Here is a 25,706-nt window from a genome sequence, read left to right as displayed (position 1 = left end):
CGGGGCATCCGTTCGTTAACAGACCAGACGTGTGACGTCGCCGCTTCGCGTTTACTCGGCGATCGCGAACTCGGACACCTGTGCGGCGAGTTCCTCCGACGCGAGTGCGCGCACCTCGGTGCCGTCTTCCTCGTAGTCCAGCTTCTCGACCTTTCCGCGGCGGTGGAGCATCGAAATGATGTCTCCCCGGTCGTACGGGACGAGCAGGTGAAGCGGGACTGTCGGACTCGGCAGCAGCTCCGCGATACGGGCCAGGATCTCGTCGATCCCCTCACCGGTGCGCGCCGAAGCGAAGATCGCCTTGGGTTCCAGTCCGCGGAGCACGAGCCGGTCGTCCTCGCTGACGAGATCGCTCTTGTTGAAGACCACGATCTCTGGAATATCGCGGGCGCCGACATCACCGATCACGTCGCGGACAGTGCTGATCTGGGATGCAGGGTCCGGATGCGATGCGTCGACCACGTGCACGATGACATCCGACTCCGCCACCTCTTCCAGGGTGGAGCGGAACGCCTCGACGAGCTGGTGCGGGAGGTTTCGGACGAATCCGACGGTGTCGGAGAGCGTGTAGAGCCGGCCGTCCTCGGTCTGGGTCTTCCGAACCGTCGCGTCGAGCGTTGCAAAGAGTGCGTTCTCGACCAGCACGCCGGCCTTCGTGATCCGGTTGAGCAGACTCGACTTGCCGGCGTTGGTGTACCCGGCAATAGCGACGCTTGGTACCTCGAAGCGGTTACGGTTGGCCCGCTTGGCCTCGCGGGCCGGCCCGAAGCCCTTGATCTGCTTGCGCAGCTTCGCCATCCGGGTGTGGATGCGGCGTCGGTCGAGTTCGATCTTGGTTTCACCAGGACCACGTGAACCCATTCCGGCGCCGGCACCACCCACCTGGCCACCGGCCTGGCGGGACATCGAGTCACCCCAACCGCGGAGTCGCGGCAGGAGGTACTCAAGCTGGGCGAGCTCGACCTGGGCCTTGCCCTCGCGGCTCTTGGCGTGCTGGCTGAAGATGTCGAGGATGACGGCGGTACGGTCGATGACCTTGACCTTCACGACGTCCTCGAGCGCACGCCGCTGGCTTGGCGCGAGTTCGGTGTCGGCGATCACGGTGTCCGCGCCGAGCGCGGCGACGATGCCGCGCAATTCCTCGGCCTTTCCCTTGCCGAGGTAGGTGCTCGGGTCGGGATTCGGGCGGCGCTGCAGCATGCCGTCGAGGACGACAGCGCCGGCGGTTTCAGCGAGGGCAGCGAGCTCGCGGATCGAGTTCTCTGCATCCTCCTGCGCGCCCTGCGGGTACACGCCGATGAGAACGACGTTCTCGATGCGCAGCTGTCGGTACTCGACCTCGGTGACGTCCTCGAGCTCTGTCGACAGGTTGGCCACGCGGCGGAGCGCCTGACGGTCTTCCCGATCCTGCTGCTCGCCGTCGAATCCATCGTGCCCGGACTCACCGGTCGTGGACCTGTCCTGCAGGGCGTCGGCCTGACTCGAACCGAAGAGCGAATAGCCGCCCGCGCGGGACTCAGCGTTGCGCAACACCCGCGATACTGCATCGTCGTCGATGGGTGTTTCGGTGTTCTCTGGGGTTGATTCGGTGGACTTGCTCATCAGTTAAGCCTAGTTGCTTTGCGGTAACGTTCCCCTATGGCCAGCGATCATTATTTTACGGGCGTACCCGGAACCGAACTCAAGCTCCGCACGGTTTCCGTTCGGCTCTCAGGCCAGGACTACGAACTCACCACCTCGAACGGGATTTTCAGCCCTGACCGGATCGACCCGGGGACGCAGGTGCTCTTAGCGAACGCCCCGACTCCGCCCCAAACCGGCAACCTTCTCGACCTGGGCTGCGGCTGGGGACCGATCTCCCTGACACTCGCCCTCGAGGCGCCAGGCGCTCATGTCTGGGCGGTCGATGTCAACGAGCGCGCGCTCGACCTGCTGCGGATGAACGCGGAGAAGCTCGGGCTCACCAATATCACTGCAGTGCAGCCCGATCAGGTTCCCGACGACGTCCGGTTCCAGACCATCTGGTCGAACCCGCCCATCCGGGTCGGCAAGACCGAGCTTCACGCCATGCTTGAGCGCTGGCTACCGCGTCTGGAACCGGGTTCAGACGCCTGGCTCGTCGTGCAGCGCAACCTCGGCTCAGACAGCCTGCACCGCTGGCTGCAGGAGAGCATGGGCGACGATTTCGAGTTCACCAAAGAGACGATCAGCAAGGGGTACCGCGTGCTGCGGGCACTGCGCGCTGAAGCGAACTGACGGATGAACTGACGGACGGACGCTAGCCGAGCTCGAGAGTGCCCGTGTAGACGAGGTCGGCCGGGCCAGACAGTCCGACGTGCTCGCCGTCCTGCGTCGCGAACATCCGCACACCGAGCGTTCCTCCTGGAACGTCGACGCGCCACGCGTTCGGTGCCGCCGACCCGGCCCAGTGCCGCGTCGCGAGAGCCGCGGCTGCGACGCCGGTGCCGCACGACAGAGTCTCACCGCTCCCCCGCTCGTGAACCCTCATCGAGATGCGGGCAACGCCGTCCTTGATGAGCGGGTCATAGGGCACAACGAATTCCACGTTGGCCCCATCGATGGGTTCCGGTTCGATCAGCGGAATGTAGTGAAGGTCAGCCGACTCAAGCTCTGCCTCGTCTGCGAGAGCGACGACGACGTGCGGGTTTCCGACGTTGATGCCGAGCCCCGGCCGCGCCACCTTGAGCTCCTTGGCCCGCACGAGCGGCTCGCCACCCTCGAGCTTCCAGCGCCCGAGGTCGACCTGGAAACCGTTCGTGGCGCGCTGGACGTCACGGACGCCGGCGCGGGTTCCGATTGCGAGGGTGTCACCCGACTCCAGCTCAACAAGACCCTGCTCGATAAGGTACCGTGCGTAGACACGGATGCCGTTGCCGCACATTTCCGCGATGGATCCGTCGGCATTGTGGTAGTCCATGAACCACTCTGCGCCGTCGTCTTCGGCCAGGGCTGCCGCGCCCTCGTCGATGTTGCGCGACCTGACCGCGCGGATGACGCCGTCGGCGCCGACACCGAAGTGCCGGTCGCACACCGCGACAATCTGCGCGGTGGTCAGTGGGTGGTCGCCCTCAGGGTCCGTGTAGAGCACGAAATCGTTGCCAGTGCCGTGGCCCTTGGTGAACTGCAGAGTGAATCCCATGCGCCCAAGTCTAGGGTCAGCGCGGAACCTGGGGCGTCGCGCCGGTGACGGATGCCATGGCCTTCTCGACCAGGTCAGGCGCGTCGTAATCCAGCCAGACGATGTCTGCATAGCGCTTGAACCAGCTCATCTGCCGCCTGGCGTACCGCCGGGTCAGCTGCTGCGTTTCTTCAATGGCTTCCGTCTCGGTGGCCGCGCCCGCGAGTTGCTTCAGCGCCTGCGCGTATCCGATCGCCCGCGACGCGGTAACACCGCCCTCGAGCCCCGCCGCCCGCAGCGCCGCCACCTCGTCCAGCAGCCCGGCAGCCCACATCCCGTGCACCCGCTGGTCGAGGCGTGCGGTCAGTTCCGGCCTCGGCGCCGACAGCCCGATGATGCGCGACTCGCGCCAGTACACCGGCTCGTCCGGCAGCATCCCCGCCACGGGAGAACCGGTGATCTCGGCCACCTCAAGGGCGCGCACGATTCGCCGCGTGTTGTGCGGCCCGATCCGCGACGCAACGCCCGCGTCGAGCGCGGCCAGTCGCTGGTACAGGATGCCGGGACCAAGCGTGGCTGCTTCCTGCTCGAGTCGAGCCCGAATCGCGGGGTCAGAGCCGGGGAACTGGAAGTCGTAGAGGACGCTCGAGACATACAGGCCGGACCCACCGACGAGGATCGCGGATTTCCCCCGCGAGAGGATGTCGGTGACCGCAGCCCTGGCGAGAGGCTGGTACCTGGCGACAGTAGCTTCTTCGTCGACATCGAGGATGTCGAGCATGTGGTGCGGGATGCCCCTGCGCTCGTTTTCAGGCAGCTTGGCCGTGCCGATGTCCATCCCGCGGTACAGCTGCATGGCATCCGCGTTGACGATCTCAGCGCCACTGCCCGTGCGCGCGAGGGCCTCTGCGATATTGAGCGAGAGCTCGCTCTTTCCGGTACCGGTCGGACCAACTACCGCGATGAGCTGCGGGTCGCTGTGCGGGTTCAGCGTTCGCCGTCCAGTGCGTCGTAAATCGGTGTCATTCCGCCCTGGACCTGAGCTGGCGCGTCGTGGGCACGAACCGGTGCGTCGTGGACGGGCGTGGGCGGACCGACGCGCAGGGTTGGCAGTCCCAGTGAAACGCGGCCAGGGCTGCTCGGTGAGGCGCCGGGCGCGGGAACGCCGCACGACTCTGCCTGCGCGCGGTCCCATGCGTCGCCGGCGGAGGTCCTTCGCACCACGAGTTCGCTTCCGGCGGGAGCATCAGCGATGAGGTAAAAGGGCGCGGCCTGGGTCACTGTGGCGGTGACGATGTCTCCCGGGCGCGGGATCGCCGAGCCTTCGGGCACCTCGAAGTGCACGAGGCGGGAGTCCTCGGCCCTGCCGGACAACCGGTGGCTGGCGGAATCCTTGCGACCTTCGCCGACCGCGACGAGGATCTCGATCTCGCGGCCGACGACCTTCTGGTTCTCCTCGAGGCAGATGCGGTCCTGAAGGGCGGTCAACCGCTCAAAGCGCTCCTGGACGACCTCCTTCGGAACCTGGTCCGGCATTGTCGCGGCCGGGGTCCCCTCACGGATCGAGTACTGGAAGGTGAATGCCGTAGCGAACCTCGCCGCCTCCACCACACGGAGGGTCTCGAGGAAGTCCTCCTCGGTTTCGCCGGGGAAGCCAACGATGATGTCTGTCGAAATCGCCGCGTGCGGCATTCGGGCCCGGACCCTGTCGAGGATGCCGAGGAACTTTTCGCTGCGATACGACCGGCGCATCGCCTTGAGGATCCGGTCGGAACCGGACTGCAGCGGCATGTGCAGCTGAGGCATGACGCTCGGCGTCTCGGCCATCGCGTCGATGACGTCGTCGGTGAACGCCGCGGGGTGGGGGCTCGTGAAACGAATCCTCTCGAGCCCGTCAATGGCCCCGGCGGCGCGCAGCAGCTTGCTGAACGCCTGGCGGTCGCCGAACTCGACGCCGTAGGAGTTCACGTTCTGGCCGAGCAGCGTCACCTCGATAGCACCGTCATCGACGAGCGCCTGGATCTCCGCGAGGATCTCACCCGGCCGCCGGTCTTTCTCTTTTCCGCGCAGGGACGGGACGATGCAGAAGGTGCAGGTGTTGTTGCATCCGACGGAGATGGACACCCAGCCGCTGTAGCTGGATTCCCGCTTGGTCGGCAGCGTGGATGGGAAGGTCTCGAGCGCTTCGAGGATCTCGATCTGCGCCTCTTCGTTGTGGCGGGCGCGCTCGAGGAGGTTCGGCAGTGCGCCCATGTTGTGCGTCCCGAAGACAACGTCGACCCACGGCGCCTTCTCGAGGATGACGTTCTTGTCTTTCTGCGCGAGACAGCCGCCAACGGCGATCTGCATGCCCTCATGGCGGCGCTTGACGCTCGCGAGGTAACCGAGGTTGCCATAGAGCTTGTTGTCGGCGTTCTCGCGAACGGCGCAGGTGTTGATGACCACAACATCCGCCTCGGCCCCGCTCTCGGCGGGAACGTAGCCGGCGGCGTCGAGCGAGCCGCTCAACCGCTCGGAGTCGTGCACGTTCATCTGGCAGCCGTAGGTGCGCACTTCATACGTGCGAGCACGCCCGGTCGCGTCGATTGCCGCTGTCGACGGCGTGATGACTGTGGGCGTTTCAAGCAGGCTACTCATGGTTGTCCCAGTCTACGTTCGCACGCGGCTGCGTGGTGGCGGCGCGTTGGCTGCCTGATGCCCACGGTGCCAGCGGCGAGCAGGTTGTTGCCAGCAGGAGCGCCAGTCGGCGCACGCCCGAGCTGGACGGGCGCCAACCGACGGCGAACGAACTACCGGAACCGTACCGTCGAGCTCGGTGACGACGAGCGGCCGGTCAGCACTGGCGCGATAGCCTCTCGCACAATGTTGCCGGGGTAACCGCGTCGCGCGAGGAAACCGGTCAGCCTGCGTTCCAGCGTCTGCTTGTCGAGTCCTGACATCTGCGAGGCGCGCTTGCGGGCGAGTTCGGTCGCGACGCCGAGCTCATCATCCTGCTCGATGTCATCGAGCACCTCGGTGATGATGTCGCGGTCGATCGAGCGACCGGACATGGCGCGAGCGACGACGGCCTTGCTCTGTCCTTTGCGTTCGGACAGCGAGTGCTTGAGCTGCTCGGCGAGGGCGCGGTCATCGACATAGCCCAGGTCACGAAGCCGGTCGAGGATCGTGTTCGCCTGTGCGGCGGTCAGCCCCTCCTGAACGGCAAACGCGAGGACCTCAGCCTCACTGAGCGACCTCCGGGCGAGCTTCCGTACGAGAAGCGACTCGACGGCTTCGGGGTCGGCAACCTGCTCGACGGGTTCGTCCTCGTCGTGCTCGGCGCCACTGTCCATGGCAGCACCGCCCCTGACAGCACCGTCGCGACCGACCGCCCGAAGGTGCCCGGCCGCTGAACCGCCGGACCGCTTGCGCGGTGAGGAGCGCGTTCCGGGAGCGCGTTCGGACTCCGAACCCGCCCCGGACGTCGTTCGTTCCGCAGCCGGCTCGGGATCAGACCCGAACCAGGAATCGGCGTCGGACCTGGTACCCGTGCGTGCAGGCTCGGGCGTGTGCCCGGCACCGCGCAGGTAGGTCACCGGCGCGATCTTCTCGCCGGGCTTGTCGGCGGGGTTCCCGCCTGCCGGGTCGGCCGGGGTGTCCGGCCGACCCGGGTCGCGAAACGAAACCATAACGGAGGCCTAGGCGCCGCGCTTGGCAGCGAGCTGGTCGGCCGTGGTCTTGACCTTGGCACCTGTGGCAGCGGCTGGTGCCTCCGCCTCGACCTTGGCAACACCGACTCCGAGCTTGGCCTTGATCTTCGACTCGATCTCGTTGGCGATGTCGGGGTTCGTCAGCAGGAAGTTACGCGAGTTTTCCTTACCCTGACCCAGCTGCTCACCGTCGTAGGTGTACCAGGAACCCGACTTTTTGACGATCAGGTGCTCGACACCGAAGTCGATCAGGCTGCCCTCTCGGGAGATCCCTGTGCCGTAGAGAATGTCGAACTCGGCCTGCTTGAACGGCGGCGCCATCTTGTTCTTGACGACCTTCACACGCGTACGGTTTCCGACGGCATCCGTTCCGTCTTTGAGGGTCTCAATCCGGCGGATGTCGAGTCGAACCGACGCGTAGAACTTGAGCGCCTTACCGCCGGCGGTGGTCTCGGGGCTTCCGAAGAAGACACCGATCTTCTCGCGCAGCTGGTTGATGAAGATCATTGTGGTGTTGGTCTGGCTGAGTCCACCGGTGAGCTTGCGGAGCGCCTGTGACATCAGTCGGGCCTGGAGACCCACGTGGGAGTCACCCATCTCGCCCTCGATCTCGGCGCGCGGCACCAGTGCCGCAACGGAGTCGATCACGATCAGGTCGATGGAGCCCGAGCGCACGAGCATGTCGGCGATCTCGAGCGCCTGCTCACCGGTGTCTGGCTGGGAGACGAGCAAGGCGTCGATGTCGACACCGAGCTTCTTGGCGTACTCGGGGTCGAGTGCGTGCTCCGCGTCGATGAATGCCGCGATGCCGCCCGCCTTTTGCGCATTCGCAATCGCGTGGAGCGTGAGTGTGGTCTTACCCGATGACTCAGGACCGTAGATCTCAACGATGCGGCCACGCGGAAGGCCGCCAACGCCGAGCGCGACGTCAAGCGCGATTGAGCCGGTGGGGATGACTGCTACTGGAGCCCGCTCATCGCTGCCGAGGCGCATGACTGAACCCTTGCCGAATTGACGGTCGATCTGGGCGAGTGCCGTTTCAAGGGACTTCTCGCGGTCTGCTACTGATGGCATGTCTGCCTCTTCCTGTGCGATAGCGGTGCGCCTATAGGCTGTCGGGCCGGAACTCGGCTTCAACAAGGCTGGGAGCGTTTTCGTGAACAGTGTCGACTGTATGAGGCACCTCTGACATTGAGTCAGAGGGAGGAAAACAGTGGACGTACTGCCCCAGAGGGGCCCTTGTGTAGGAGCCTATCGCAGACCGAACGAGTGTTCGAGAAATATTCTTCGGCGTGTCGAAGGAAGATCCGGGTGCTACTGGACAGGCGGCCGAACCCCGACGCCGTGCCAGCGGTCGCGGGGAACGTCTGATTCCTTGCAGAGCGCCATCCAGACGTTACGCGGAGACTCCCCCGCTGCCAGCGCTTCATCCGCCGTGCGCCCACCGAGTTCGCGCAGCACCAGGTCGCTGGTGAGGACACGCCCGTATGCGCCACCGAACTCGGTGGTGACGGCCAGTCTGAACTCGCTGAGTTTCACTTGTCTCGGCTCACTGTAGATAGAGGGCTCGCGGTCGCGAGCGGACGAGGAATGCCCCGGCTCGCTGTCGCGGGCCGGGGCATCCGGAAATTATGTGTGCCAGCGTCAGCGGGCAACCAGGTCCGCGTCGAGTTCTGCAACGAACTCGTCGGGAACCGTGTCTGGAATGGGCGCGATCCCCTCGATGACGGCGAGCCGGTCACCGACTTCGCGCATGATGACTGAGATCGGGGTGTCCAGTGCGTCTGCGACCGAGGCGAGGATCTCGCTCGATGCTTCCTTCTGGCCGCGCTCAACCTCACTGAGATAACCGAGTGCAACACTTGCCTTGCTTGCAACCTGGCGAAGAGTCCGCCCCTTTTGCAGCCGGAAGTCGCGCAACACGTCACCGATTTCCTGACGTACGAGAATCATGGGACCCCTCCTTCTCTGCCGATCAGCCTGACCACTGGTAAGCCCGTGGTTGGATAACATTACTACACCCATCCGTCTGAAAAACCTTACTGTCGCTCACTGATTTTTTCTTGTGAATACCTAGTGTGTAACTGGGTTGTAACACCACGTATTCCCGCGGAAACCCGGGCGACGACGCGCGAGTTTCTCAAAGGTCGGCGACAGGTGACGTTGTACTCTTCTCTGAATCCGCGATCAGTGCGATCGCGGCAGCAACCGTCGCACTTCGGATCGTGGTCCTGTCGCCGTCGAGCTGCAGTTCGAGCGCCCGCGCACCGTCGCTCGTCGACAGCCCCACGTATACCGTTCCGGGTGCCTTTCCGCTTTGGGGGTCAGGACCGGCCACACCCGTGGTGGAAATTCCGATGTCGGCGACGCGTCCGTCGACCGCGAGCGCGGTGCGCACACCGGATGCCATCTGGCGGGCAACCTCCGGATCCACCGGCCCGAACTGGGCGAGCAGTTCGCCATCCACTCCGAGGACGGTGCGCTTCAGCTCAGTGGCGTATGCGACAACACCGCCGAACACGACGGCAGACGCGCCGGGTGGCCTGATGAGTTCGGCGACGAGGAGTCCACCGGTCAGCGACTCGGCAACGGCCACCGTGAGGCCGCGCTCAGCGAGCCGCGCGATGAGCGCCGCGGTCGCGTCAGCCGGAGCCGGAGCCTCGGATGTCATCGCGCCCGCCGAGCCTTGAACTCGGTGATCACGTAGTCGATACCGCTCGCGACAGTGAGCAGGACGGCGATGGTCATGAGCACGCCGTTCACCCAGAAGATCCAGTCACCGACGACCGTGTTGAGGGGAACCAGAGCAAACGAAATCGCGATGGACTGCGCGACGGTCTTGAGCTTTCCCATCCACGCCGCGGCGACGACGTGGTCCGTCGCCACGATCATCCGGTGGACCGTGATGCCGACCTCACGGACGAGCACGAGGATGGTGACCCACCAGGGCAGTTCGCCGAGGATTGAGAGAGCGACGAGGGCACCTCCGGTGAGGACCTTGTCGGCGATGGGGTCAAGGAGCTTACCGAGGTCGGTGATCAGACCGTGCTTTCGTGCAATGGCGCCGTCGACCCAGTCGGTGGCGATCGCGACGATGAACAGGATCGCTGCGGCCCAGCGGAGGCCGCCGTCCTGCCCGTCGTCGGCAAGCAGCATCCAGATGAAGACCGGAGCGGCCAGGATCCGGACGATGGTGATTGCGTTCGGAACGTTGAGATTCGCCGATCGGGCGGGCCTCGCTGATCCGTTCGGTGGTGTGGCCGGAATGGCCATGTACTACTCCTTGCCTGTGAGTCCCCAGGCGTCTTCATCGGAATCGCCGTCAACCACATCGTACCCATCGAACTGCTTCTCGACCGGGTCGCCCTGGTACTGGTCGCTGTCGGCCAGCGACGGCGACGCAGCCGGCATCGGGGCGTCCTCCCCACGGAGTTTGGCGAGCAGACCGGGCAGTTGCTCGGCCGTCACGAGGACGTCGCGTGCCTTGGAGCCCTCGGAGGGCCCGACGATCTCACGCGATTCCATCAGGTCCATCAGGCGGCCGGCCTTGGCGAAGCCGACACGGAGTTTGCGCTGCAGCATCGACGTCGACCCGAACTGGGTACCGACGACCAGCTCGGCCGCAGCGAGGAGCAGATCGAGGTCGTCGCCGATATCGGCGTCGACTTCTTTCTTTTCGACGACGGCAGCGACATCCTTGCGGTACTCGGGTCGTGCCTGCTGGGTGACGTGTTTGACGACCTTCTCGATCTCGTCTTCCGACACCCATGCGCCCTGCACACGGATCGCCTTGTTCGTGCCCATCGGCAGGAACAGCCCGTCTCCCTGCCCGATGAGCTTGTCTGCACCCGGCTGGTCGAGAATGACCCGAGAGTCGGTAACGCTCGTCACGGCGAACGCGAGCCTGGACGGGACGTTGGCCTTGATGAGGCCGGTGACGACGTCGACGGACGGGCGCTGGGTCGCGAGAACGAGGTGAATTCCGGATGCTCGTGCCAGCTGCGTGATCCGGACGATCGAGTCTTCGACGTCGCGCGGCGCGACCATCATGAGGTCGGCGAGTTCGTCGACGACGACCAGCAGGTACGGGTAGGGCTTGAGCACCCGTTCGCTTCCGACGGGGAGAACGATCTCCTCGTTCACGACGGCCTTGTTGAAGTCGTCGATGTGCCTGAAGCCGAAGCTGGCGAGGTCGTCGTACCGCATGTCCATCTCCTTCACCACCCACTGCAGCGCCTCGGCTGCTTTCTTGGGGTTGGTGATGATGGGCGTGATGAGGTGGGGCACTCCGGCGTACGAGGTGAGCTCGACCCGCTTCGGGTCGATGAGCACCATGCGCACGTCACTCGGCTTTGCCCGCATCAGGAGACTCGTGATCATCGAGTTGATGAAGCTCGACTTACCCGAACCGGTCGAACCCGCGACGAGGAGGTGAGGCATCTTGGCGAGGTTCGCCACAACGAATCCGCCGCCGACATCCTTGCCAACGCCGATCGTCATCGGGTGAACGCTCTTCGTGGCGTTGGCTGAGCGGAGGACATCACCGAGGGTGACGATCTCGCGGTCGGTGTTGGGGATCTCGACGCCGATGGCGCTCTTGCCCGGGATCGGGGCGAGAATGCGGACCTCGTTGGATGCGACGGCGTACGCGATGTTGTTGGTCAGGGCTGTGATGCGCTCGACCTTGACGCCAGGGCCGACCTCGATCTCGTACTGGGTCACTGTGGGACCACGGGAGAACCCGGTGACCTTCGCGTCGACCTTGAACTGGTCGAGAACACTCGTCACGGCAGCGACGACCTCGTCGTTCGCGGCCGACCGCGTCTTCGCGGGATCGCCGGCGCCGAGGGTCGATGCTGCCGGGAGCCGGTACGGAGCGGTCGGCTGGATCGGCCGCGCCATCTGCGAGGCATCTGTAGTGCCGTCGAGAAGCCCGAGGCCTTCCATGCCGGGGAGCGCCTCGGTCTGGTTGTCGGGGCCGTCGTCGTGGAGACCTGACAACGATGGTTTCGCCGGACCCGCTCCGGCGAGAGCCGCCTCTGCCCGGGAAAGGTCGCCGATGACCTCGGTCATGGAATCGTCGGCGTCGAGCGGGTTACCGAACATGTCGACGTTCTCGACAACGGGCGGCGGGCTTTCGATGGCCGAATCGAACTCGCCCCTGCCCCGCTTCGGCTTGAGCCCGAGCAGCTCGGTGACGTCCGCCGACTCAGAGTCGAAGGCCGGATCGACCTCACGCTGGCTCTTGTTGCGGCGCCACCACGGGAGGGAGTCGTCATCTGTGCCGTCTTCGACGCCATCGATGCCGTCGAGTTCGACCTGCCTGGTCTTCTCGGTCTTGGCCAGTTCGCGTTCTTCGGGGGTCACAACCTCGGTGCCGAACGTCCAGGCGTACAGCTGCCTGAAGCGCTCACCGATCTTGTTCGGCGGGGTCTTCGTGATGATGAAAATGCTGAGCAGAGCGAGCAGGCCAAGCACGATGCCCGCCCCGATCGGCGTGATCAGTGCGACGAGGGGCGCGCCGACGATCCAGCCGACGAGTCCTCCGGCCTGGGCGAGCGCCGGCATTCCCTGGCTCGGGTTCGGCTGTCCTCCGAAGGCATGGCAGAGCCCGGAGACCGCGACGAGGGCGATGATGAGACCGATCCCGATGCGTCCGTTGTCGTCGACGCTCGACGGATGCCGGAAGAGCCAGATGGCGAGCAGCACCATGATGACGGGCAGCGCGAAGGCCAGGCGTCCGAAGATCCCACCGAAGGTGAATGCCGTGAGGTTCTGGGCCACGGCGTCGTTGACGCCGAACCACTCGACCACCATGCCGACGATGGCGAGGAGGAAGATGAGAAACGGGACACCGTCCCTGCGCTGGTCTTTCTCGAACCGTTCGGCCCCAAAAGCCCTCGCGGCCCCTCCGACGAGGTGAGCAAGTCCCATCCACATCTTGACGAGTGCGTTGTCGCCGCCGGTCGCTGCGGCGGGATATGCAACGGTTTTGGCGGTCGTTGTCGGTACCGCCCTGGTGCGCGAATTCTTCGCGGGCGCTTTCGCCGGTGTCTTCGCTGGAGTCTTGGAAGTGCCTGTTGTTCCTGAGCGCGCCGACGTACTCCGGCCGCCGCTGGAGGATTTACTCGTCGTAGCCATGGCCTCAACGGTACTTGGCCGCACCGACGTTGCCCGGTATTGACGCGGGAGTTCCCGCTATCGCGCCCGGTCAGCGGAGCGTGCGGACCATGACGAACGAGGTTTCGTCCCGGATCACGGGAACAAAGCCCTCAGCCAGGTACAACCTCGACGCGAAGTTGGCTTTGTCGACGTGCAGGCTCAGCCGGTTGTGACCCTGCTGCCGCGCCTGAACGACCACCGCGTGGAGCAACTGGCGGCCGACGCCCTGCGCTCGCCAGACGCTCACGACGCCGAGCGTCAGCTCCGGTACACCGCGCTCCACAAATCCAGAGCCGGGGCTGTGCTCGGGAAAGAGCCGATACCAGCACGCGCCTATCGGACTCCCCGCGTCGTCGACAGCGATCGTGCCGGCATCCCCCGGCCGTTTCCACCCCTCGATGTAACGGGCAACCAGAGGATCCGCTATCGCGTCCACCCGGACCACCGAACGCGACGGCGTCCAGTTGCGTGCCTCCACGAGCATGTCGCCGAGGAACCGCGCGTCACTTCGCGTCGCTTTGCGGAGCCGGTAATTGGCCATATACGGATGCTAAGGCATCAGTGTTTCGAGAAGATGACGGTTCCTCAATCAGTCGCGGCGTGAGCTCGGATCGGGCGCAACTCCTGCCGTGCCCCGCACAGGTCAGTAGCGAATGGCATCGATCACCCTGACCCGCACCGCGATGATCGCGGGGATCAGACCGGCGAGAGCACCGACCACCGTCGCAACGACGAGTCCGAAGATCGCGGCTGACGCCGGGAACGGCGGGACGTCGCTGACCCCGCCGAAGCTCACCAGGTCTGACATGATCGGACTCTGCACGAGCAGGATCGCCATGATCACGCCCACAATTCCAGCGACGAACGTTGCGACAACGCTCTCCATCATCACGGCGAAGAAGACCCTGCCACTCGTCGCTCCGAAACTGCGCCTGATACCGATCTCGCGAATCCGCTGCCGGACAGTGACGAGGGCGATGTTGAGCAGGCTGAGCGCTCCGAGCAGCAGGATGATGCCGCCGATTCCCATCGTGATGAGCCGGAGGATCGCGGTTGGATCGTCCATCTGGGTGCCCCAGTCGGTGCGATCGACCGTGACGGATGCCCCGTTGCCGAGGGCGCCACCGAGTTCGGATTGGATCCGGGTCGCGAGCTCCGCCGCCAACTCGGTGGGAACCCACATCTCGTACGACGGCAGCAGGCCGCTTCCCGGAGCGTCCGCGGCGGCGTGGAAGTGGCTCGTGAGCATGTACATCGACGGCCAGGTGTCCCAGACACTCGTCGCGTAGACGCCGATCACTGTCGCTTTGGTTCCGCCGAGACTCTCGATCGAGACAACCGGATGCGTCGCCAGGTTCGGAGAACCCAGTTGCTCCCAGAACGCCGTGTTCACGACGATCGCCGGGGCAAGCCTCGAGCTGTCGCCGACCTGGAACCAGTTGCCCTCGGCCATGCGGGTCCGGTGCATCTCGGCGTACGGCTGGTCAACGACCTGCATACTGACCTCCTGAACGCTGTCAGGGAACTGCACACGGCCCGATTCCCACAGCACGCGCGTCGCGTAGGAGATCTCGTACCGATCCATCACGTCGAACCACGCCTGTTCAGCGGCCTCCGTCCCTGCCGCTGTTCCCGACGACGACTGCATCGACATCGTCAGGGTCGCCGGACGACCCCCCGCGCTGTCTGCCTGCTCGATGGTCGCCTGCTGGGCGATGGCGGACAGGGCCATTGCACCGCTGAGGGCGCACACCGCGACGGCGACGCCGACGAGCGAGAGAAGCACGCGTCCCTTGTGGATGCGGACCTCCTGCCAGGCCTCGGCACACGCGCCGACGATGCCGGAGAGAAAGCCGCCCATCAGAGAACCACTGCGGTGGGGTAGGAATCGGTGGTGAGTACGCCGCGGTCAAGCCGGAAGTGGGTGTCGCTTCTGGCGGCGATCGCCGGGTCGTGGGTGATGGTGACGAGTGCGGCGTTCTCCTCGCGCACGATGTCGTCGATGAGCGTCATCACGCTCTGGCCGGTTTCAACGTCGAGGGCGCCCGTCGGCTCATCGGCGAGGATGAGTTTCGGCTGGCGGACGAGGGCCCGCGCGATGGCCACGCGCTGCTGCTCCCCTCCGGAGAGGCTTGCGGGCAACGCTGAGAGCCGGTGTCCGAGCCCGACCCGGTCGAGCATGTCCGCGGCCAGTCGCTCCCTCGCCCAAAACCGCGGACCCCTCGCGTAGAGCAGGGGCATCGTGACATTTTCGAGCGCGGTCCGTCCGTCGAGCAGGTTGAACTGCTGGAAAACGAAGCCGACGTTGGCGCCGCGCACCCGGTCACGGCGGCCGGATTTCATGGCAGCCACCGATTCGCCCTCGAAAGTGAGCTCCCCCGTGCTCGGAAGGTCGAGCATCCCCAGCAGGTTGAGGAGTGTCGATTTTCCCGAACCGGATCGTCCGACGATGCTGACCCGCTCTCCCGGCTCAACCCTGAGATTCACTCCATCGAGGATCGTGAGCGGATCGGAGTCGGGGATCAGGACCGTGCGCGTGACGTCCGTCAGCTCGATGAGGCTCAACTGACGACACCTTCCTCGCAGTACACCGATCCGTCCGGCTGCTCGATGCAGCCATCAACGGCAGGATCGGTCGCGTCAACCACAGGAACGAACTCGAGAACCTCATCGCCTTCGGCAACGCCGTCCACAATCTGGACGACGGTTCCGTCATTAAGGCCGAGGGTCACGGCGCGCTCCTCGTGAGCGCCATCCTCGCCGACCACCCAGACTGTTCCGCTCGCCGCATTGCCCTTGACCGCCGTCACCGGAAGCGTCATTGCGTTATCGACGCTTCCGCCCGCGATGGTGAGCTTCGCCGTGAGGCCGGCGAAGACCCGCACGTCGGCAGGGACCGCGCAGCGCACCGTCGCTCCCGTCGACGGTGCTGGCCCTGCCCCGGTCTGGTCAGGGACGGATGCTTCCGCTCCGGCGAGTGGGCTGGTGATCGTCAGTCCGGTGCAGGTGAATGCACCGGGCCCTCCGATCACTTCCACCTGCGCGTCTGCCGGCTGGGTCACGAGCTTGAACTGGTCCTCGGGCAGCATGGGCCCGGTCACGCTGAAGGTGGGCGGCGCCACACTGGCCAGGACGTCACCGACCGCGACGATCTGGCCGACGAGCACCGGGATATTGGACACGACCCCGGCGACGGGAGCCGTCACCGTCGCCGTCTTGTACCGGGGTTTCGGCTGCGTCATCGTGACGTTGCCGTCGGCATCCGTCGTGGCCACAGGGTCCTGCAGGATCTCCTGCCGGATCGTGGCGAGCGAATCGCCGGCGGAGACGGCCTGGCCCTGACTCACCGGAATGGCACTCACCTCGCCGGCGAGCGTCGCCTTGCCCGGCGACGCCGGGTCTGCGCTCACCGAACCGTCGACCACAACGGTCGTCACGATCGAGCCAAGTGCCACCTGGATGACGGGCTCGGTGATCGAACCGGTGGCCATCGCCGGGTCGGCTTCGGCCGAGGCATCGGGAAAGAACGCCACCTTCACGAGCGCGACGGCGATCACCGCGAAGATCGTTACTCGGAGGATCGGAAAGATCCACTTGCGCCAGACACCCATGTGAACCCCGATCGTCTCGAATGGCTCGAGTCTAGGGATGCGGATGTCTCGGGCGCGTCATCCTCCCGGATGACGTGGCGCGACCTCAGGCGTTGCGGGGAGAAAGCCGGTCTTTGAGGACCGCGAGCGAGTCGCCTGCTGCACGACGGACATCCTTCTGGGGATCCCTGAGGAGCCGACCGATGATCTCTTCGCTGTCGGGACCGCCGACCTTCGCGAGAGCCCGTGAAGCTGCTGCGCGGACCCGCGGGTTCTCATCGGTTGTGAGCTTCGCGAGTTCAGACTCGGTGCCGATGCTGCGCTCGGCGCAGACTTTGAGGCACATCTCGCGCACGCGCCATGCCCGGTTGGTGGTTCCACGGAGCACGGCGGGCGTTGCCGCGTCGTTCCAGACGTGCAGAAGCGCACGGGCGCCCCAGAGTTCGGGCCAGTAGAGCGCTGGAGCTCCGTCGAGTACTCCCTGGGCGTGGCGACCACCGACGTAGAGCAGAACGTCATCGCCTTCGTTACGCCCGTCGAGCAGGCCGAGGACCTTGGTCACGAAGGCTTCTTCGCCGTAGCGGGCGACCGCAAGGTCGATGCGTTCGCCGAGGGGTGAGTCGATGGGGATGTCAGTATTCGTCATATCCTGATCAACGGTATCCCACGTCTACCGCCCGAACATGCGAAAAGCCCGGTCCGACCCGGCCCTGGACTTCCAGAACCGGTCCGAACCGGGCTTGCGCGAGGGTGCTTACGCCTCGATGACCAGCGGGACGATCATCGGACGGCGACGGTACGAGGTGTTCACCCAGCGGCCGACGGTGCGACGAACGATCTGCGAGAGCGCGTGGGAGTCGCGCACACCGTTGCGTGCGGCATCCGCGAGTGCCTGCTCGATCTTCGGCTTGACGCCGTCGAACACCCTGTCGTCTTCGGCGAAGCCCTTGGCGTGGATCTCCGGGCCGACGATGACCTTTCCGGTCTGGGCCTCGACCACGACGATGATCGAAATGAAGCCTTCCTCACCGAGGATCCTGCGGTCCTTGAGGTCGGCATCCGTGATCTCGCCGACACTCGAACCGTCGACGTAGACAAAGCCGAGGTCGAGCTGACCGACGACCTCGACGTTGCCATCACGCATGTCCATGACTGTGCCGTCCTCGGCCAGGAAGGTGTTCTCTTCAGGCACGCCCGTGTCGATGGCCAGCTTCGCGTTGGCAACGAGGTGACGGTATTCGCCGTGCACGGGGAGGACGTTCTTCGGCTGGATGATGTTGTAGCAGTAGAGCAATTCACCGGCTGCGGCGTGGCCGGAGACGTGCACCTTGGCGTTGCCCTTGTGCACGACGTTGGCACCGAGCTTGGTGAGGCCATCGATCACGCGGTAGATAGCATTCTCGTTGCCGGGGATCTGGCTCGACGCCAGGATGACGGTGTCACCCTCGCCGACCTCGATCGCGTGGTCCATGTTCGCCATGCGGCTAAGGACAGCCATCGGCTCGCCCTGCGACCCCGTCGACATGTAGACGATCTTGTTGTCGGGGATGTCCTTGGCCTTCTTGTACTCGACGAGTACGCCCTCTGGCACCTTCAGGTAACCGAGGTCGGCGGCGATGGTCATGTTGCGCACCATCGAGCGCCCGAGGAACGCGACGCGACGCCCATTAGCGTGAGCAGCGTCGAGCACCTGCTGGACGCGGTGAACGTGGCTGGAGAAGCTCGCGACGATCACACGGCGCGATGCACGGCCGATGACCTGGTCGAGCACAGGGCCGATCGAGCGCTCGAGCGGCGTGAATCCGGGGACGTCGGCGTTGGTGGAGTCGACGAGGAAGAGGTCGACGCCTTCTTCGCCGAGCCGGGCGAACTCGCGGAGGTCAGTGAGGCGGCCGTCGAGAGGGAGCTGGTCCATCTTGAAGTCACCGGTGGCGAGGACGGTTCCTGCCTCGGTCTTGATCGCGACGGCAAGCGCGTCGGGAATCGAGTGGTTGACGGCGACGAACTCGAGGTCGAATGGACCGAGCTGCTCTTTCTGACCCTCCGAGACGGTGAGGCTGTACGGCTTGATGCGGTGTTCCTTGAGCTTCGCCTCGACGAGCGCGAGTGTCAGCCCTGAACCGATCAGCGGGATGTCGTTGCGCAGGCGGAGGAGATACGGCACTCCGCCGATGTGGTCCTCGTGCCCGTGCGTGAGCATGACGCCGACGACGTCATCGAGACGGTCCCTGATCGGGCCGAAGTCGGGCAGGATCAGGTCGACGCCCGGCTGGTGCTCTTCAGGGAAGAGGACGCCGCAGTCGACGATGAGGATCTTGCCGTTGATCTCGAAATAGGTCATGTTGCGACCGATTTCGCCGAGTCCTCCGATGGGGATAATCCGGAGAGTTCCCTTATCGAGGGCAGGGGGATCGTAAATAGTTGTGGGCATATGCCCTCCTTGGGATATTTGCGTCAGCGCGTGGTGCCGTGCACCTGTGGCAGTGCGCCACCGGCTGCCGCGTTGCGGTCTGGTCGGAAGTTGGAGAAGTCCACTCCCGGAATGTTGGTGACGAGGTCGATTTCGTCCTCGATCTGTGCTGCTTCCCACTCTTCCGGCCCGACGAGGGGCAGGCGGACGCGGGGGCTTCCGATACGGCCGAGGCCGTGGAGGATGTATTTTGCGGCGACGGTGCCGGGAACGTGGGTCATGACGGCGCGGACGAGCGGCTCGAGTTGCATGTGAGCTGCGGTCGCTGTCGCCAGGTCGCCGGCGTTGACGGCGTCGATCATCTGGCGGTACGGCGTCGCGGCGATGTTCGCCGTAACGCCGATGAGGCCGGCCGCACCGATGGACAGGTGCGGCAGAGCGTTGGCGTCGTCGCCGGAGAAGTAGAGCAGGTCGGTCTGGTTGAGCACGCGGCTGACCTCGGAGAAGTCACCCTTGGCGTCTTTGACGGCGAGGATGTTCGGGTGCTTCGCTGCCCGGAGGATCGTCTCGTACTTGATCGGGACGCCCGTGCGGCCGGGGATGTCATACAGGATGACCGGGAGGTCAGTGGCATCCGCAATCATCCGGAAGTGGGTGAGGATGCCCGCCTGCGTTGGCTTGTTGTAGTACGGCGTGACGATCATGACGCCGTCGGCGCCGGCCTTCTCGCTCTTGCGATAGAGGTCGATGGCGTGAGCGGTCTCGTTGGAGCCGCCACCGGTGATGATCTTCGCGCGGCCGGCGGAGACATTCTTGCCGACCTCGACGAGCCGGAGCTTCTCCGGGTCGGTGAGGGTCGAGGTCTCCCCCGTTGTTCCGGTGACGACGATGCCGTCTGCCCCAGCGGTGATGACGTCGTCGATGTGCTTCTCCACACCGGGCCAGTCCACCTCGCCGTCGGCGGTGAATGGGGTGACGAGCGCTACGAGGACCTGACCGAAAGGATTCACGACGTTAGACACAGGTTCAAGGCTACCGGGTCAAAGCCCGGAGCGGTCCCACCGATCCCGGCGCGTGATGCCTCGGGCTCTGTGGTCATGCGGATGCCGGCGCGGCGTACCGGGACGGGGCACGGATGCTACGACGCGGGCGTGTACCGAATGAACCGGTAGACGACGCCCGTGCGTGACGTGCGCCAGCCTTCGAGCGGATCGCGGTCGGCAACCCGCCAGGATTCCGGAATGGCCGGGGCGAAAGCATCCCCGGGAATCTCTGTGCGAATCTCGGTCACCTCGATCCGCTCGGCCATCGTGAGGGCAGCGTTGTAGATTTCTGCGCCACCGATCACCCAGACCCAGCGCGGTTCGGCACCGTCGGCTGCCTCGTCGTCGGACTGTGAGGACGCGTCGGCGAGTTCGAGCGCCTCCTCGAGTGAGTGGGCAACCTCCACGCCGTCGGCGTGCCAATCGGCCTGGCGGGTCACGACGATGTTGCGACGCCCCTCGAGCGGGCGGAACTGCTCAGGGAGAGAGTCCCAGGTCTTCCTGCCCATGATCACCGCGCTGCCGAGCGTTGTCGCCTTGAAGTGCGCGAGGTCTTCGGGGATGTGCCAGGGCATGACGCCGTCACGGCCGATGACACCGTTCTGTGCCTGGGCCCAGATCAGTCCGATGTGTGCGCTGGTCATACGGCGACAGCTCCCCGGATCGCCGGGTGGTGCACGTAGTTCTCGACGACGAGGTCCTCGTACTCGTAGTCGAAAATGCTGTCGCGATCCGCGGTGATCCTGAGCGTCGGCAGGGGGAACGGGTCGCGGCTGAGCTGCTCGGTGACCTGGTCGATGTGGTTCTCGTAGATGTGGCAGTCCCCGCCGGTCCAGACGAAGTCGCCGACTTCGAGACCGGTCTGAGCAGCGACGAGGTGTGTCAGGAGCGCATAGCTCGCGATGTTGAACGGCACGCCGAGGAACAGGTCGGCGCTTCGCTGGTAGAGCTGGCACGACAGCTTGCCGTCTGCGACGTAGAACTGGAACAGGGCGTGGCACGGGGCGAGCGCCATATTCGGGATGTCGGCGGGATTCCACGCGGACACGATCAGCCGCCGAGAATCGGGGTTGGTGCGGATCGCCTCGATGACCTCGGAGATCTGGTCAATGGTTTCGCCACCGGGAGTGGGCCACGATCGCCACTGCACTCCGTAGACAGGACCAAGTTCGCCGTTTTCGTCAGCCCACTCGTCCCAGATTGTGACACCGTTCTCACGCAGCCAGCTGACGTTGCTCTCGCCGCGAAGGAACCAGAGCAGTTCGTACGCGATCGATTTGAAGTGCACGCGCTTGGTCGTGATGAGCGGGAAGCCCTCGGAGAGGTCGAAGCGCAACTGGCGTCCGAACACACTCCTGGTGCCCGTGCCCGTTCGATCGCCCTTGCGTGTGCCGTTCTCGAGAGTGTCGCGGAGGAGGTCCTCGTACGGGGTGGGGAGAGTCGCTGCCATGACTCAACGGTAATGCACGCTGGGCGCTGAAACGCCTTGGCCCAGCCGTGGGGCGTGCACAGATTCCCGCCGGACGGGCGCGGTACATCGAGGCAGCGGGTGACGCAACGGGGGTGACCCGAATTAGGCAAACAGTTAGGCTCGGGACAGCGGCGACGTGCGTCGCACCGATCTCCTGGAGGACACCATGACTGTGACCAGCGAAGCAACGACTGTGTGGAACGGAACGCTTTTCGAGGGCTCGGGAACCGTGTCGCTCGACACCTCGACCGCGGCAAGCCTGCCCGTCAACTGGAAGGCGCGCTCGGAGGGATCCGACACCGTGACGACACCGGAAGAGCTCCTCGGTGCAGCGCACGCATCCTGTTTCACCATGCAGTTCTCCAACATGCTCACGGAGGCAGGATCCCCGCCAGAGAGCATCCAGACAACGGCAGCCGTCACGTTCCAGCCGGGAACGGGCATCACGGGCAGCCACCTTCTCGTCAGCGCGACCGTACCCGGCATCTCCGAGGATGACTTCGAGCGCATCGCCAACGAGGCGAAGGCAACGTGCCCGGTCTCCCAGGCGCTCGCCGGCATCCCGCTGACCATCGAAGCAAGCCTCGCCTGATCCTGGCGACATGCGCATCGTTATCGCGGGGGCATCTGGCCTCGTCGGGCAGGCCCTGACGGCCGAACTGAGCAAGCGCGGTCACCGGGTCGTGCGTCTCGTCCGCCGTCCGGCGCGGTCACCCGACGAGCTCACCTGGGATCCCGCATCACGGCGTCTTGACCCGCGGGCGATCAGCGGGGCGGATGCCGTGATCAATCTGTCCGGCGCATCCATCGGTCGGTTGCCCTGGACCCGGCAATACAAGCGCACGATCCTGTCGTCGCGAATCGACGCGACGTCCACGCTCGTCACCGCGATCCGCGGCGCTGAGGTGACGCCAAGGGCGTTCCTCAGCGCCTCGGCTGCGGGGTATTACGGGTCGCGGCCCGGCGAGGTTCTCACCGAGGACAGCCCGCGCGGAACGGGGTTCCTCAGTGACGTTGCGGAGCAATGGGAGACCGCTGCCCTGCGCGTGAGTGACATCACCCGCGTGGTGACGTTGCGCAGTGGCATCGTTCTCGCCGTCGACGGTGTGCTCAAGCCGCTGTTGCGCCTCACCCGGCTCGGTGTGTCCGGGCCCCTCGGCGGCGGCACGCAGTACTGGCCGTGGGTGAGCCTCGACGACGAGGTCGCGGCTATCGTGCACCTGCTCGACTCCGACCTCGCTGGTCCCGTGAACATCACGGGCCCGACCCCCGCAACGGCGACGGCCCTCATGGAATATCTGGCCAAGCGGATGCGACGACCGTTCTGGCTGCCCGCGCCCGCTTTCGCACTTCGGATGCTGCTCGGGGATGCGGCCAAAGATCTGCTGCTGGTCGACCAGAGGACGAAGCCGGAGCGCCTGTTCAACGACGGGTTCGTCTTCCGGCACGGCATTATGGAGCAGGCCGTGGATGCGGCGCTGGAGCGCGGCCGCTGAATTACGCCGCTGACCTTCGCGCCGCTGAGTCGCTGCCCCAGTCTCGGTCGCAGACGCGGCGTGAGGCGCAGGCATCCGCCCACGCGGGCGCCTTGCGCAGCCGCAAATGGCCATTCGCACGCCGCTCAGCCAGAAATGGCTGCGCCCCGCAGGTTTCAGCAACCCTTTTCGTCGGAGCACGAGTGTGAGCAACCCTTTTCGTCCGAGCAGGGGCGGGAGCGACCCTTTTCGTCCGTGCAGGGGAGCGACCCTTTTCGTCCGAGCAGGGGCGGGAGCGACCCTTTTCGTCCGTGCGGAGGAGCGACCCTTCTCGACCAAGCAGGGTTGTGCGCGACCCTTTTCGTCCACGCGATCGACCTGTCCCCGCAGGGACGCGCCACGCGCACACGCATCCGTCCCACTCGCGCCGTGCTCGGCCACAAACGGTCGTTCGCGTACTGCTCGGCCAGAAACGGCTGCGCCCCGCAGGTTCCGGCAACCCTTTTCGTCCGAGCAAGGGCGGGAGCGACCCTTTTCGTCCACGCGATCGACCTGTCCCCGCAGGGACGCGCCACGCGCACACGCATCCGTCCCACTCGCGCCGTGCTCGGCCACAAACGGTCGTTCGCGTACTGCTCGGCCAGAAACGGCTGCGCCCCGCAGGTTCCGGCAACCCTTTTCGTCCGAGCAAGGGCGGGAGCGACCCTTTTCGTCCGAGCAAGGGCGGGAGCGACCCTTTTCGTCCGAGCAAGGAACCGGTTGCTGCAGGACGCGCCACGCGCACACGCATCCGCCCGCACGCGCTTTGCTCGGCCACAAACGGTCGTTCACGCTTTGCCCGGCCAGAAACGGCTGCTCCCCGGGAGATTCAGCGACCCTTTTCGCCCGAGCAAGGGTTAGACCAACCCTTTTCGTCCGAGCAGCGCGGGAACGACCCTTTTCGTCCGAGCACGGGTTAGAGCAACCCTTTTCGTCCGAGCGGGCGATCGCTCAGCTCGAGTAAAGGTGGATGGCCTCGCGGATCGCCGACCGCGCCCGACGCCGGTCGCCAGCGCCGTCGTACGCCAGACCCAGCCGGTACCACGCCTTCCAGTCGGTCGGGGCGGCCTCAACCGCAGCCTGGTACCGAGGGAACACCTCATCGGCGGCGTCACGCTCGATCCGGCCGCTCGGCCGCACGGGCAGTTCGTCATCGGGGAGTTCGCCGTTCGACTCCAGCAGACGGCCGAGTCGCTCCGCACGCACACCGAACAGAATCTCGCGCGTCAAAGCCCACACCCCGACCACCGGGAGCACGAGAAGCGCAACACCGATAGTGACAGCGACGGGTTCACCGGTCGCGATAAAGAGCACGGCGCGCTGGCCAACGAGCACGAGGTACAGCGCGAGCAGCGCTGCCATGACGACGACGCCGATTCGGGTGGTCACGAGCGCGTGATCCCGAGGTCCATGATGCTCTCGAGTCCGACGGTCAGTCCTTGAGCCGTTCGGGCAGCCCCGAGCGCGAGGAGGATCCCCTGCTCGTACGAGGTCGGGTCAATGGTGCTGTGCGAGATCGTGAGGGTCTCCCCCGCCCCGCCGAAGATGACTTCCTGGCGGGCGATGAGCCCGTTGAGCCGGAGGCTGTGGATCGGGATGCTCGACACCTGCTGGCCACGCGCACGCTGGTCAACGTGCGGGGCAACGACAGGACCGAGACCGATTCGGGCTTCGCCGATGAGCTCAGCGGTGCGCACGGCGGTGCCACTCGGCGAGTCGACCTTGGTGGCACGGTGGGCCTCGACGATCTCGATCGAGTCGAAGAACCGGCTGGCGATCGTCGCAAGGGTCGTTCCGAGTACGGAGCCGAGCGAGAAGTTCGGGATGACGAGGACACCCGTCTCGGTGTCGGCCAGCTGGGTGCTGAGCGCCGCGAGGCGGTCGGCCGACCATCCGGATGTGCCAACGAGAACGTTGATACCCTCACGGATGGCATGGGTGACGACGGTCGCACTGACGGCGGGGGCCGTGACATCCACCACGAGGTCGGCACCGTTCATCTCGTCGAGAGAACTGGCCGAACCGAGCTTCGCGTAGACGTCGAAGTCCTCCGATTCATCGATGAGCCGGGTGAAAAGCTGCCCCATTTTGCCGCTTGCTCCGACGACAGCCACTCTCGTTACCATGCTGCCAATCTACAAGGTCGCCGCGGGGAACCGGCACGAGAAGCCGGGCCTCACGAGGTGAATCCGTCCCTAAACTGGTGCTGTGCTTACGTTTGACAGCGTCCCAGTGACCGATCCGCTCGCCACCGAACTTCTCACGGAATACTTCACAGCCCGTGAAATGGGCTTCGTCGGCGGCGACTATGTCGTCAACTTTCCGAGTCCAGAGCGTTTCGTGCCACCCGTGGGCGATTTCATTGTGGCGTTCGAGGACGGACGAGCGGTCGGATGCGGCGGCATCCGTTCGCTGACACCGTCTCGTTTCGAGGTCAAGCACCTCTATTTACGGCCGGAGTCGCGCGGTCGGGGCTGGGGCAAACAGCTTCTCGCCGAGCTCGAGAGCCGTGCCGCGGCGCTCGGCGCGACAGAGGTCGTGCTCGACACCAACGCGTCTCTCGAGGCCGCCGGCGGCCTGTACCGTCGTTCGGGCTACGCGTCGATCGAGCCGTACAACGACAACCCGAACGCTACGGACTGGTACTTCAAGGCGCTCGCCTCCTAGCGAGCGGCTCCCCTGCCTCCG

At 65.4% G+C, this 25,706-nt stretch carries 26 protein-coding genes; 4 read left to right on the top strand and 22 right to left on the bottom strand.

All coding sequences use genetic code 11. The features are described from left to right. Positions 1-51: 51 nt before the first annotated feature. Positions 52-1,602 carry a GTPase HflX gene (gene hflX / locus AC1C2M_RS11175; protein ID WP_483405824.1) on the bottom strand — a complete coding sequence of 517 codons (1,551 nt, stop codon included), beginning with the start codon at positions 1,600-1,602 and terminating at the stop codon, positions 52-54. 36 nt (positions 1,603-1,638) lie between these two features. Here hflX and AC1C2M_RS11170 point away from each other — a divergent pair, with 36 nt between their 5' ends. Then, positions 1,639-2,256: a class I SAM-dependent methyltransferase gene (locus AC1C2M_RS11170; RefSeq protein WP_495433028.1), complete on the top strand. Its 618-nt coding sequence runs from the start codon at positions 1,639-1,641 to the stop codon at positions 2,254-2,256. 22 nt (positions 2,257-2,278) lie between these two features. Here AC1C2M_RS11170 and dapF read toward each other — a convergent pair whose 3' ends face one another. The 19 genes from dapF to AC1C2M_RS11075 form a co-directional block, all read right to left on the bottom strand. Next, positions 2,279-3,160 (bottom strand): diaminopimelate epimerase, encoded by an 882-nt coding sequence (dapF, locus tag AC1C2M_RS11165; RefSeq protein WP_495433027.1) that lies wholly within the window; start codon positions 3,158-3,160, stop codon positions 2,279-2,281. Positions 3,161-3,176: 16 nt separating this feature from the next. After that, entirely contained in the window at positions 3,177-4,130 is a 954-nt protein-coding gene (miaA, locus tag AC1C2M_RS11160) for a tRNA (adenosine(37)-N6)-dimethylallyltransferase MiaA (RefSeq protein ID WP_495436514.1), read from the bottom strand. Then, entirely contained in the window at positions 4,127-5,776 is a 1,650-nt protein-coding gene (miaB, locus tag AC1C2M_RS11155) for a tRNA (N6-isopentenyl adenosine(37)-C2)-methylthiotransferase MiaB (protein ID WP_495433026.1), read from the bottom strand. The genes miaA and miaB overlap by 4 nt, the downstream gene beginning before the upstream one ends. A 152-nt stretch (positions 5,777-5,928) precedes the next feature. Next, positions 5,929-6,807: a regulatory protein RecX gene (locus tag AC1C2M_RS11150; protein WP_483405820.1), complete on the bottom strand. Its 879-nt coding sequence runs from the start codon at positions 6,805-6,807 to the stop codon at positions 5,929-5,931. Positions 6,808-6,816: 9 nt separating this feature from the next. Further along, the gene (gene recA / locus AC1C2M_RS11145) at positions 6,817-7,902 is read right to left on the bottom strand and encodes a recombinase RecA (RefSeq protein WP_483405819.1); all 1,086 of its coding nucleotides are present in this window, start codon (positions 7,900-7,902) and stop codon (positions 6,817-6,819) included. A gap of 240 nt (positions 7,903-8,142) precedes the next feature. Next, positions 8,143-8,367, bottom strand: a complete 225-nt coding sequence (locus AC1C2M_RS11140) for a DUF3046 domain-containing protein (protein WP_483405818.1) — start codon at positions 8,365-8,367, stop codon at positions 8,143-8,145. A gap of 105 nt (positions 8,368-8,472) precedes the next feature. Beyond that, positions 8,473-8,781, bottom strand: coding sequence for a helix-turn-helix domain-containing protein (locus AC1C2M_RS11135; protein WP_108390619.1), 309 nt, complete (start codon positions 8,779-8,781; stop codon positions 8,473-8,475). Between the two features lie 187 nt (positions 8,782-8,968). Next, entirely contained in the window at positions 8,969-9,499 is a 531-nt protein-coding gene (locus tag AC1C2M_RS11130; RefSeq protein WP_495436429.1) for a CinA family protein, read from the bottom strand. Beyond that, complete coding sequence (pgsA, locus tag AC1C2M_RS11125; RefSeq protein ID WP_483405816.1) at positions 9,496-10,101, bottom strand: CDP-diacylglycerol--glycerol-3-phosphate 3-phosphatidyltransferase; 606 nt, start codon at positions 10,099-10,101, stop codon at positions 9,496-9,498. Before pgsA ends, AC1C2M_RS11130 begins: the two co-directional genes overlap by 4 nt. Positions 10,102-10,104: 3 nt before the next feature. Next, positions 10,105-12,969 (bottom strand): FtsK/SpoIIIE family DNA translocase, encoded by a 2,865-nt coding sequence (locus AC1C2M_RS11120; RefSeq protein ID WP_495436428.1) that lies wholly within the window; start codon positions 12,967-12,969, stop codon positions 10,105-10,107. Between the two features lie 70 nt (positions 12,970-13,039). Beyond that, positions 13,040-13,531, bottom strand: a complete 492-nt coding sequence (locus AC1C2M_RS11115) for a GNAT family N-acetyltransferase (RefSeq protein ID WP_483405814.1) — start codon at positions 13,529-13,531, stop codon at positions 13,040-13,042. 102 nt (positions 13,532-13,633) lie between these two features. Further along, positions 13,634-14,851, bottom strand: coding sequence for an ABC transporter permease (locus AC1C2M_RS11110; protein WP_483405813.1), 1,218 nt, complete (start codon positions 14,849-14,851; stop codon positions 13,634-13,636). Beyond that, positions 14,851-15,555, bottom strand: coding sequence for an ABC transporter ATP-binding protein (locus AC1C2M_RS11105; protein ID WP_495433021.1), 705 nt, complete (start codon positions 15,553-15,555; stop codon positions 14,851-14,853). Before AC1C2M_RS11105 ends, AC1C2M_RS11110 begins: the two co-directional genes overlap by 1 nt. Further along, entirely contained in the window at positions 15,552-16,601 is a 1,050-nt protein-coding gene (locus AC1C2M_RS11100) for an efflux RND transporter periplasmic adaptor subunit (RefSeq protein WP_495433020.1), read from the bottom strand. The genes AC1C2M_RS11105 and AC1C2M_RS11100 overlap by 4 nt, the downstream gene beginning before the upstream one ends. A gap of 85 nt (positions 16,602-16,686) precedes the next feature. Then, the gene (locus tag AC1C2M_RS11095) at positions 16,687-17,226 is read right to left on the bottom strand and encodes a HEAT repeat domain-containing protein (RefSeq protein WP_495433019.1); all 540 of its coding nucleotides are present in this window, start codon (positions 17,224-17,226) and stop codon (positions 16,687-16,689) included. 108 nt (positions 17,227-17,334) lie between these two features. Next, on the bottom strand, positions 17,335-19,011 hold the full coding sequence (locus AC1C2M_RS11090; protein WP_483405809.1) for a ribonuclease J: 1,677 nt from the start codon (positions 19,009-19,011) through the stop codon (positions 17,335-17,337). A gap of 23 nt (positions 19,012-19,034) precedes the next feature. After that, positions 19,035-20,012, bottom strand: coding sequence for a 4-hydroxy-tetrahydrodipicolinate synthase (gene dapA / locus AC1C2M_RS11085; RefSeq protein WP_483405808.1), 978 nt, complete (start codon positions 20,010-20,012; stop codon positions 19,035-19,037). 116 nt (positions 20,013-20,128) lie between these two features. Beyond that, on the bottom strand, positions 20,129-20,677 hold the full coding sequence (locus tag AC1C2M_RS11080) for a dihydrofolate reductase (protein WP_495436427.1): 549 nt from the start codon (positions 20,675-20,677) through the stop codon (positions 20,129-20,131). Next, the gene (locus tag AC1C2M_RS11075; protein WP_495433017.1) at positions 20,674-21,483 is read right to left on the bottom strand and encodes a thymidylate synthase; all 810 of its coding nucleotides are present in this window, start codon (positions 21,481-21,483) and stop codon (positions 20,674-20,676) included. The genes AC1C2M_RS11080 and AC1C2M_RS11075 overlap by 4 nt, the downstream gene beginning before the upstream one ends. A 187-nt stretch (positions 21,484-21,670) precedes the next feature. On the opposite strand from AC1C2M_RS11075, the gene AC1C2M_RS11070 reads away from it, so the two are divergent. Both AC1C2M_RS11070 and AC1C2M_RS11065 read left to right on the top strand, forming a co-directional pair. Next, positions 21,671-22,096, top strand: coding sequence for an OsmC family peroxiredoxin (locus AC1C2M_RS11070; protein WP_483405805.1), 426 nt, complete (start codon positions 21,671-21,673; stop codon positions 22,094-22,096). Positions 22,097-22,106: 10 nt separating this feature from the next. Next, positions 22,107-23,000 carry a TIGR01777 family oxidoreductase gene (locus AC1C2M_RS11065; RefSeq protein WP_495436425.1) on the top strand — a complete coding sequence of 298 codons (894 nt, stop codon included), beginning with the start codon at positions 22,107-22,109 and terminating at the stop codon, positions 22,998-23,000. Positions 23,001-23,969: 969 nt separating this feature from the next. On the opposite strand, the gene AC1C2M_RS11060 is transcribed toward AC1C2M_RS11065, so the two are convergent. Together AC1C2M_RS11060 and dapB are read right to left on the bottom strand one after the other, a co-directional pair. Continuing rightward, positions 23,970-24,407, bottom strand: coding sequence for a tetratricopeptide repeat protein (locus AC1C2M_RS11060; protein WP_495436424.1), 438 nt, complete (start codon positions 24,405-24,407; stop codon positions 23,970-23,972). Continuing rightward, positions 24,404-25,144: a 4-hydroxy-tetrahydrodipicolinate reductase gene (gene dapB, locus AC1C2M_RS11055; protein ID WP_495436423.1), complete on the bottom strand. Its 741-nt coding sequence runs from the start codon at positions 25,142-25,144 to the stop codon at positions 24,404-24,406. The genes AC1C2M_RS11060 and dapB overlap by 4 nt, the downstream gene beginning before the upstream one ends. 82 nt (positions 25,145-25,226) lie before the next feature. Here dapB and AC1C2M_RS11050 point away from each other — a divergent pair, with 82 nt between their 5' ends. After that, on the top strand, positions 25,227-25,685 hold the full coding sequence (locus tag AC1C2M_RS11050; RefSeq protein WP_495436421.1) for a GNAT family N-acetyltransferase: 459 nt from the start codon (positions 25,227-25,229) through the stop codon (positions 25,683-25,685). The last annotated feature ends 21 nt before the right edge of the window (positions 25,686-25,706 follow it).

It is taken from the genome of Mycetocola sp. Y444 (genome assembly GCF_059445295.1).
The sequence above is the reverse complement of the archived record's forward strand: the minus strand, read 5'-3'. Positions and strand labels throughout refer to the sequence as shown.

What these genes read in the sequence shown, in the direction of transcription:
- AC1C2M_RS11170 (WP_495433028.1), top strand. Translation starts at nt 1,639, where the DNA reads ATGGCCAGCGATCATTATTTTACGGGCGTACCCGGAACCGAACTCAAG.
- AC1C2M_RS11110 (WP_483405813.1), bottom strand. Translation starts at nt 14,851, where the DNA reads ATGGGCGGCTTTCTCTCCGGCATCGTCGGCGCGTGTGCCGAGGCCTGG.
- AC1C2M_RS11120 (WP_495436428.1), bottom strand. Translation starts at nt 12,969, where the DNA reads ATGGCTACGACGAGTAAATCCTCCAGCGGCGGCCGGAGTACGTCGGCG.
- AC1C2M_RS11070 (WP_483405805.1), top strand. Translation starts at nt 21,671, where the DNA reads ATGACTGTGACCAGCGAAGCAACGACTGTGTGGAACGGAACGCTTTTC.
- AC1C2M_RS11130 (WP_495436429.1), bottom strand. Translation starts at nt 9,499, where the DNA reads ATGACATCCGAGGCTCCGGCTCCGGCTGACGCGACCGCGGCGCTCATC.
- AC1C2M_RS11095 (WP_495433019.1), bottom strand. Translation starts at nt 17,226, where the DNA reads ATGACGAATACTGACATCCCCATCGACTCACCCCTCGGCGAACGCATC.
- recA (WP_483405819.1), bottom strand. Translation starts at nt 7,902, where the DNA reads ATGCCATCAGTAGCAGACCGCGAGAAGTCCCTTGAAACGGCACTCGCC.
- AC1C2M_RS11065 (WP_495436425.1), top strand. Translation starts at nt 22,107, where the DNA reads ATGCGCATCGTTATCGCGGGGGCATCTGGCCTCGTCGGGCAGGCCCTG.
- hflX (WP_483405824.1), bottom strand. Translation starts at nt 1,602, where the DNA reads ATGAGCAAGTCCACCGAATCAACCCCAGAGAACACCGAAACACCCATC.
- dapF (WP_495433027.1), bottom strand. Translation starts at nt 3,160, where the DNA reads ATGGGATTCACTCTGCAGTTCACCAAGGGCCACGGCACTGGCAACGAT.
- AC1C2M_RS11075 (WP_495433017.1), bottom strand. Translation starts at nt 21,483, where the DNA reads ATGGCAGCGACTCTCCCCACCCCGTACGAGGACCTCCTCCGCGACACT.
- AC1C2M_RS11080 (WP_495436427.1), bottom strand. Translation starts at nt 20,677, where the DNA reads ATGACCAGCGCACACATCGGACTGATCTGGGCCCAGGCACAGAACGGT.
- AC1C2M_RS11135 (WP_108390619.1), bottom strand. Translation starts at nt 8,781, where the DNA reads ATGATTCTCGTACGTCAGGAAATCGGTGACGTGTTGCGCGACTTCCGG.
- AC1C2M_RS11115 (WP_483405814.1), bottom strand. Translation starts at nt 13,531, where the DNA reads ATGGCCAATTACCGGCTCCGCAAAGCGACGCGAAGTGACGCGCGGTTC.
- pgsA (WP_483405816.1), bottom strand. Translation starts at nt 10,101, where the DNA reads ATGGCCATTCCGGCCACACCACCGAACGGATCAGCGAGGCCCGCCCGA.
- AC1C2M_RS11150 (WP_483405820.1), bottom strand. Translation starts at nt 6,807, where the DNA reads ATGGTTTCGTTTCGCGACCCGGGTCGGCCGGACACCCCGGCCGACCCG.
- miaB (WP_495433026.1), bottom strand. Translation starts at nt 5,776, where the DNA reads ATGAGTAGCCTGCTTGAAACGCCCACAGTCATCACGCCGTCGACAGCG.
- AC1C2M_RS11090 (WP_483405809.1), bottom strand. Translation starts at nt 19,011, where the DNA reads ATGCCCACAACTATTTACGATCCCCCTGCCCTCGATAAGGGAACTCTC.
- dapB (WP_495436423.1), bottom strand. Translation starts at nt 25,144, where the DNA reads ATGGTAACGAGAGTGGCTGTCGTCGGAGCAAGCGGCAAAATGGGGCAG.
- AC1C2M_RS11100 (WP_495433020.1), bottom strand. Translation starts at nt 16,601, where the DNA reads ATGGGTGTCTGGCGCAAGTGGATCTTTCCGATCCTCCGAGTAACGATC.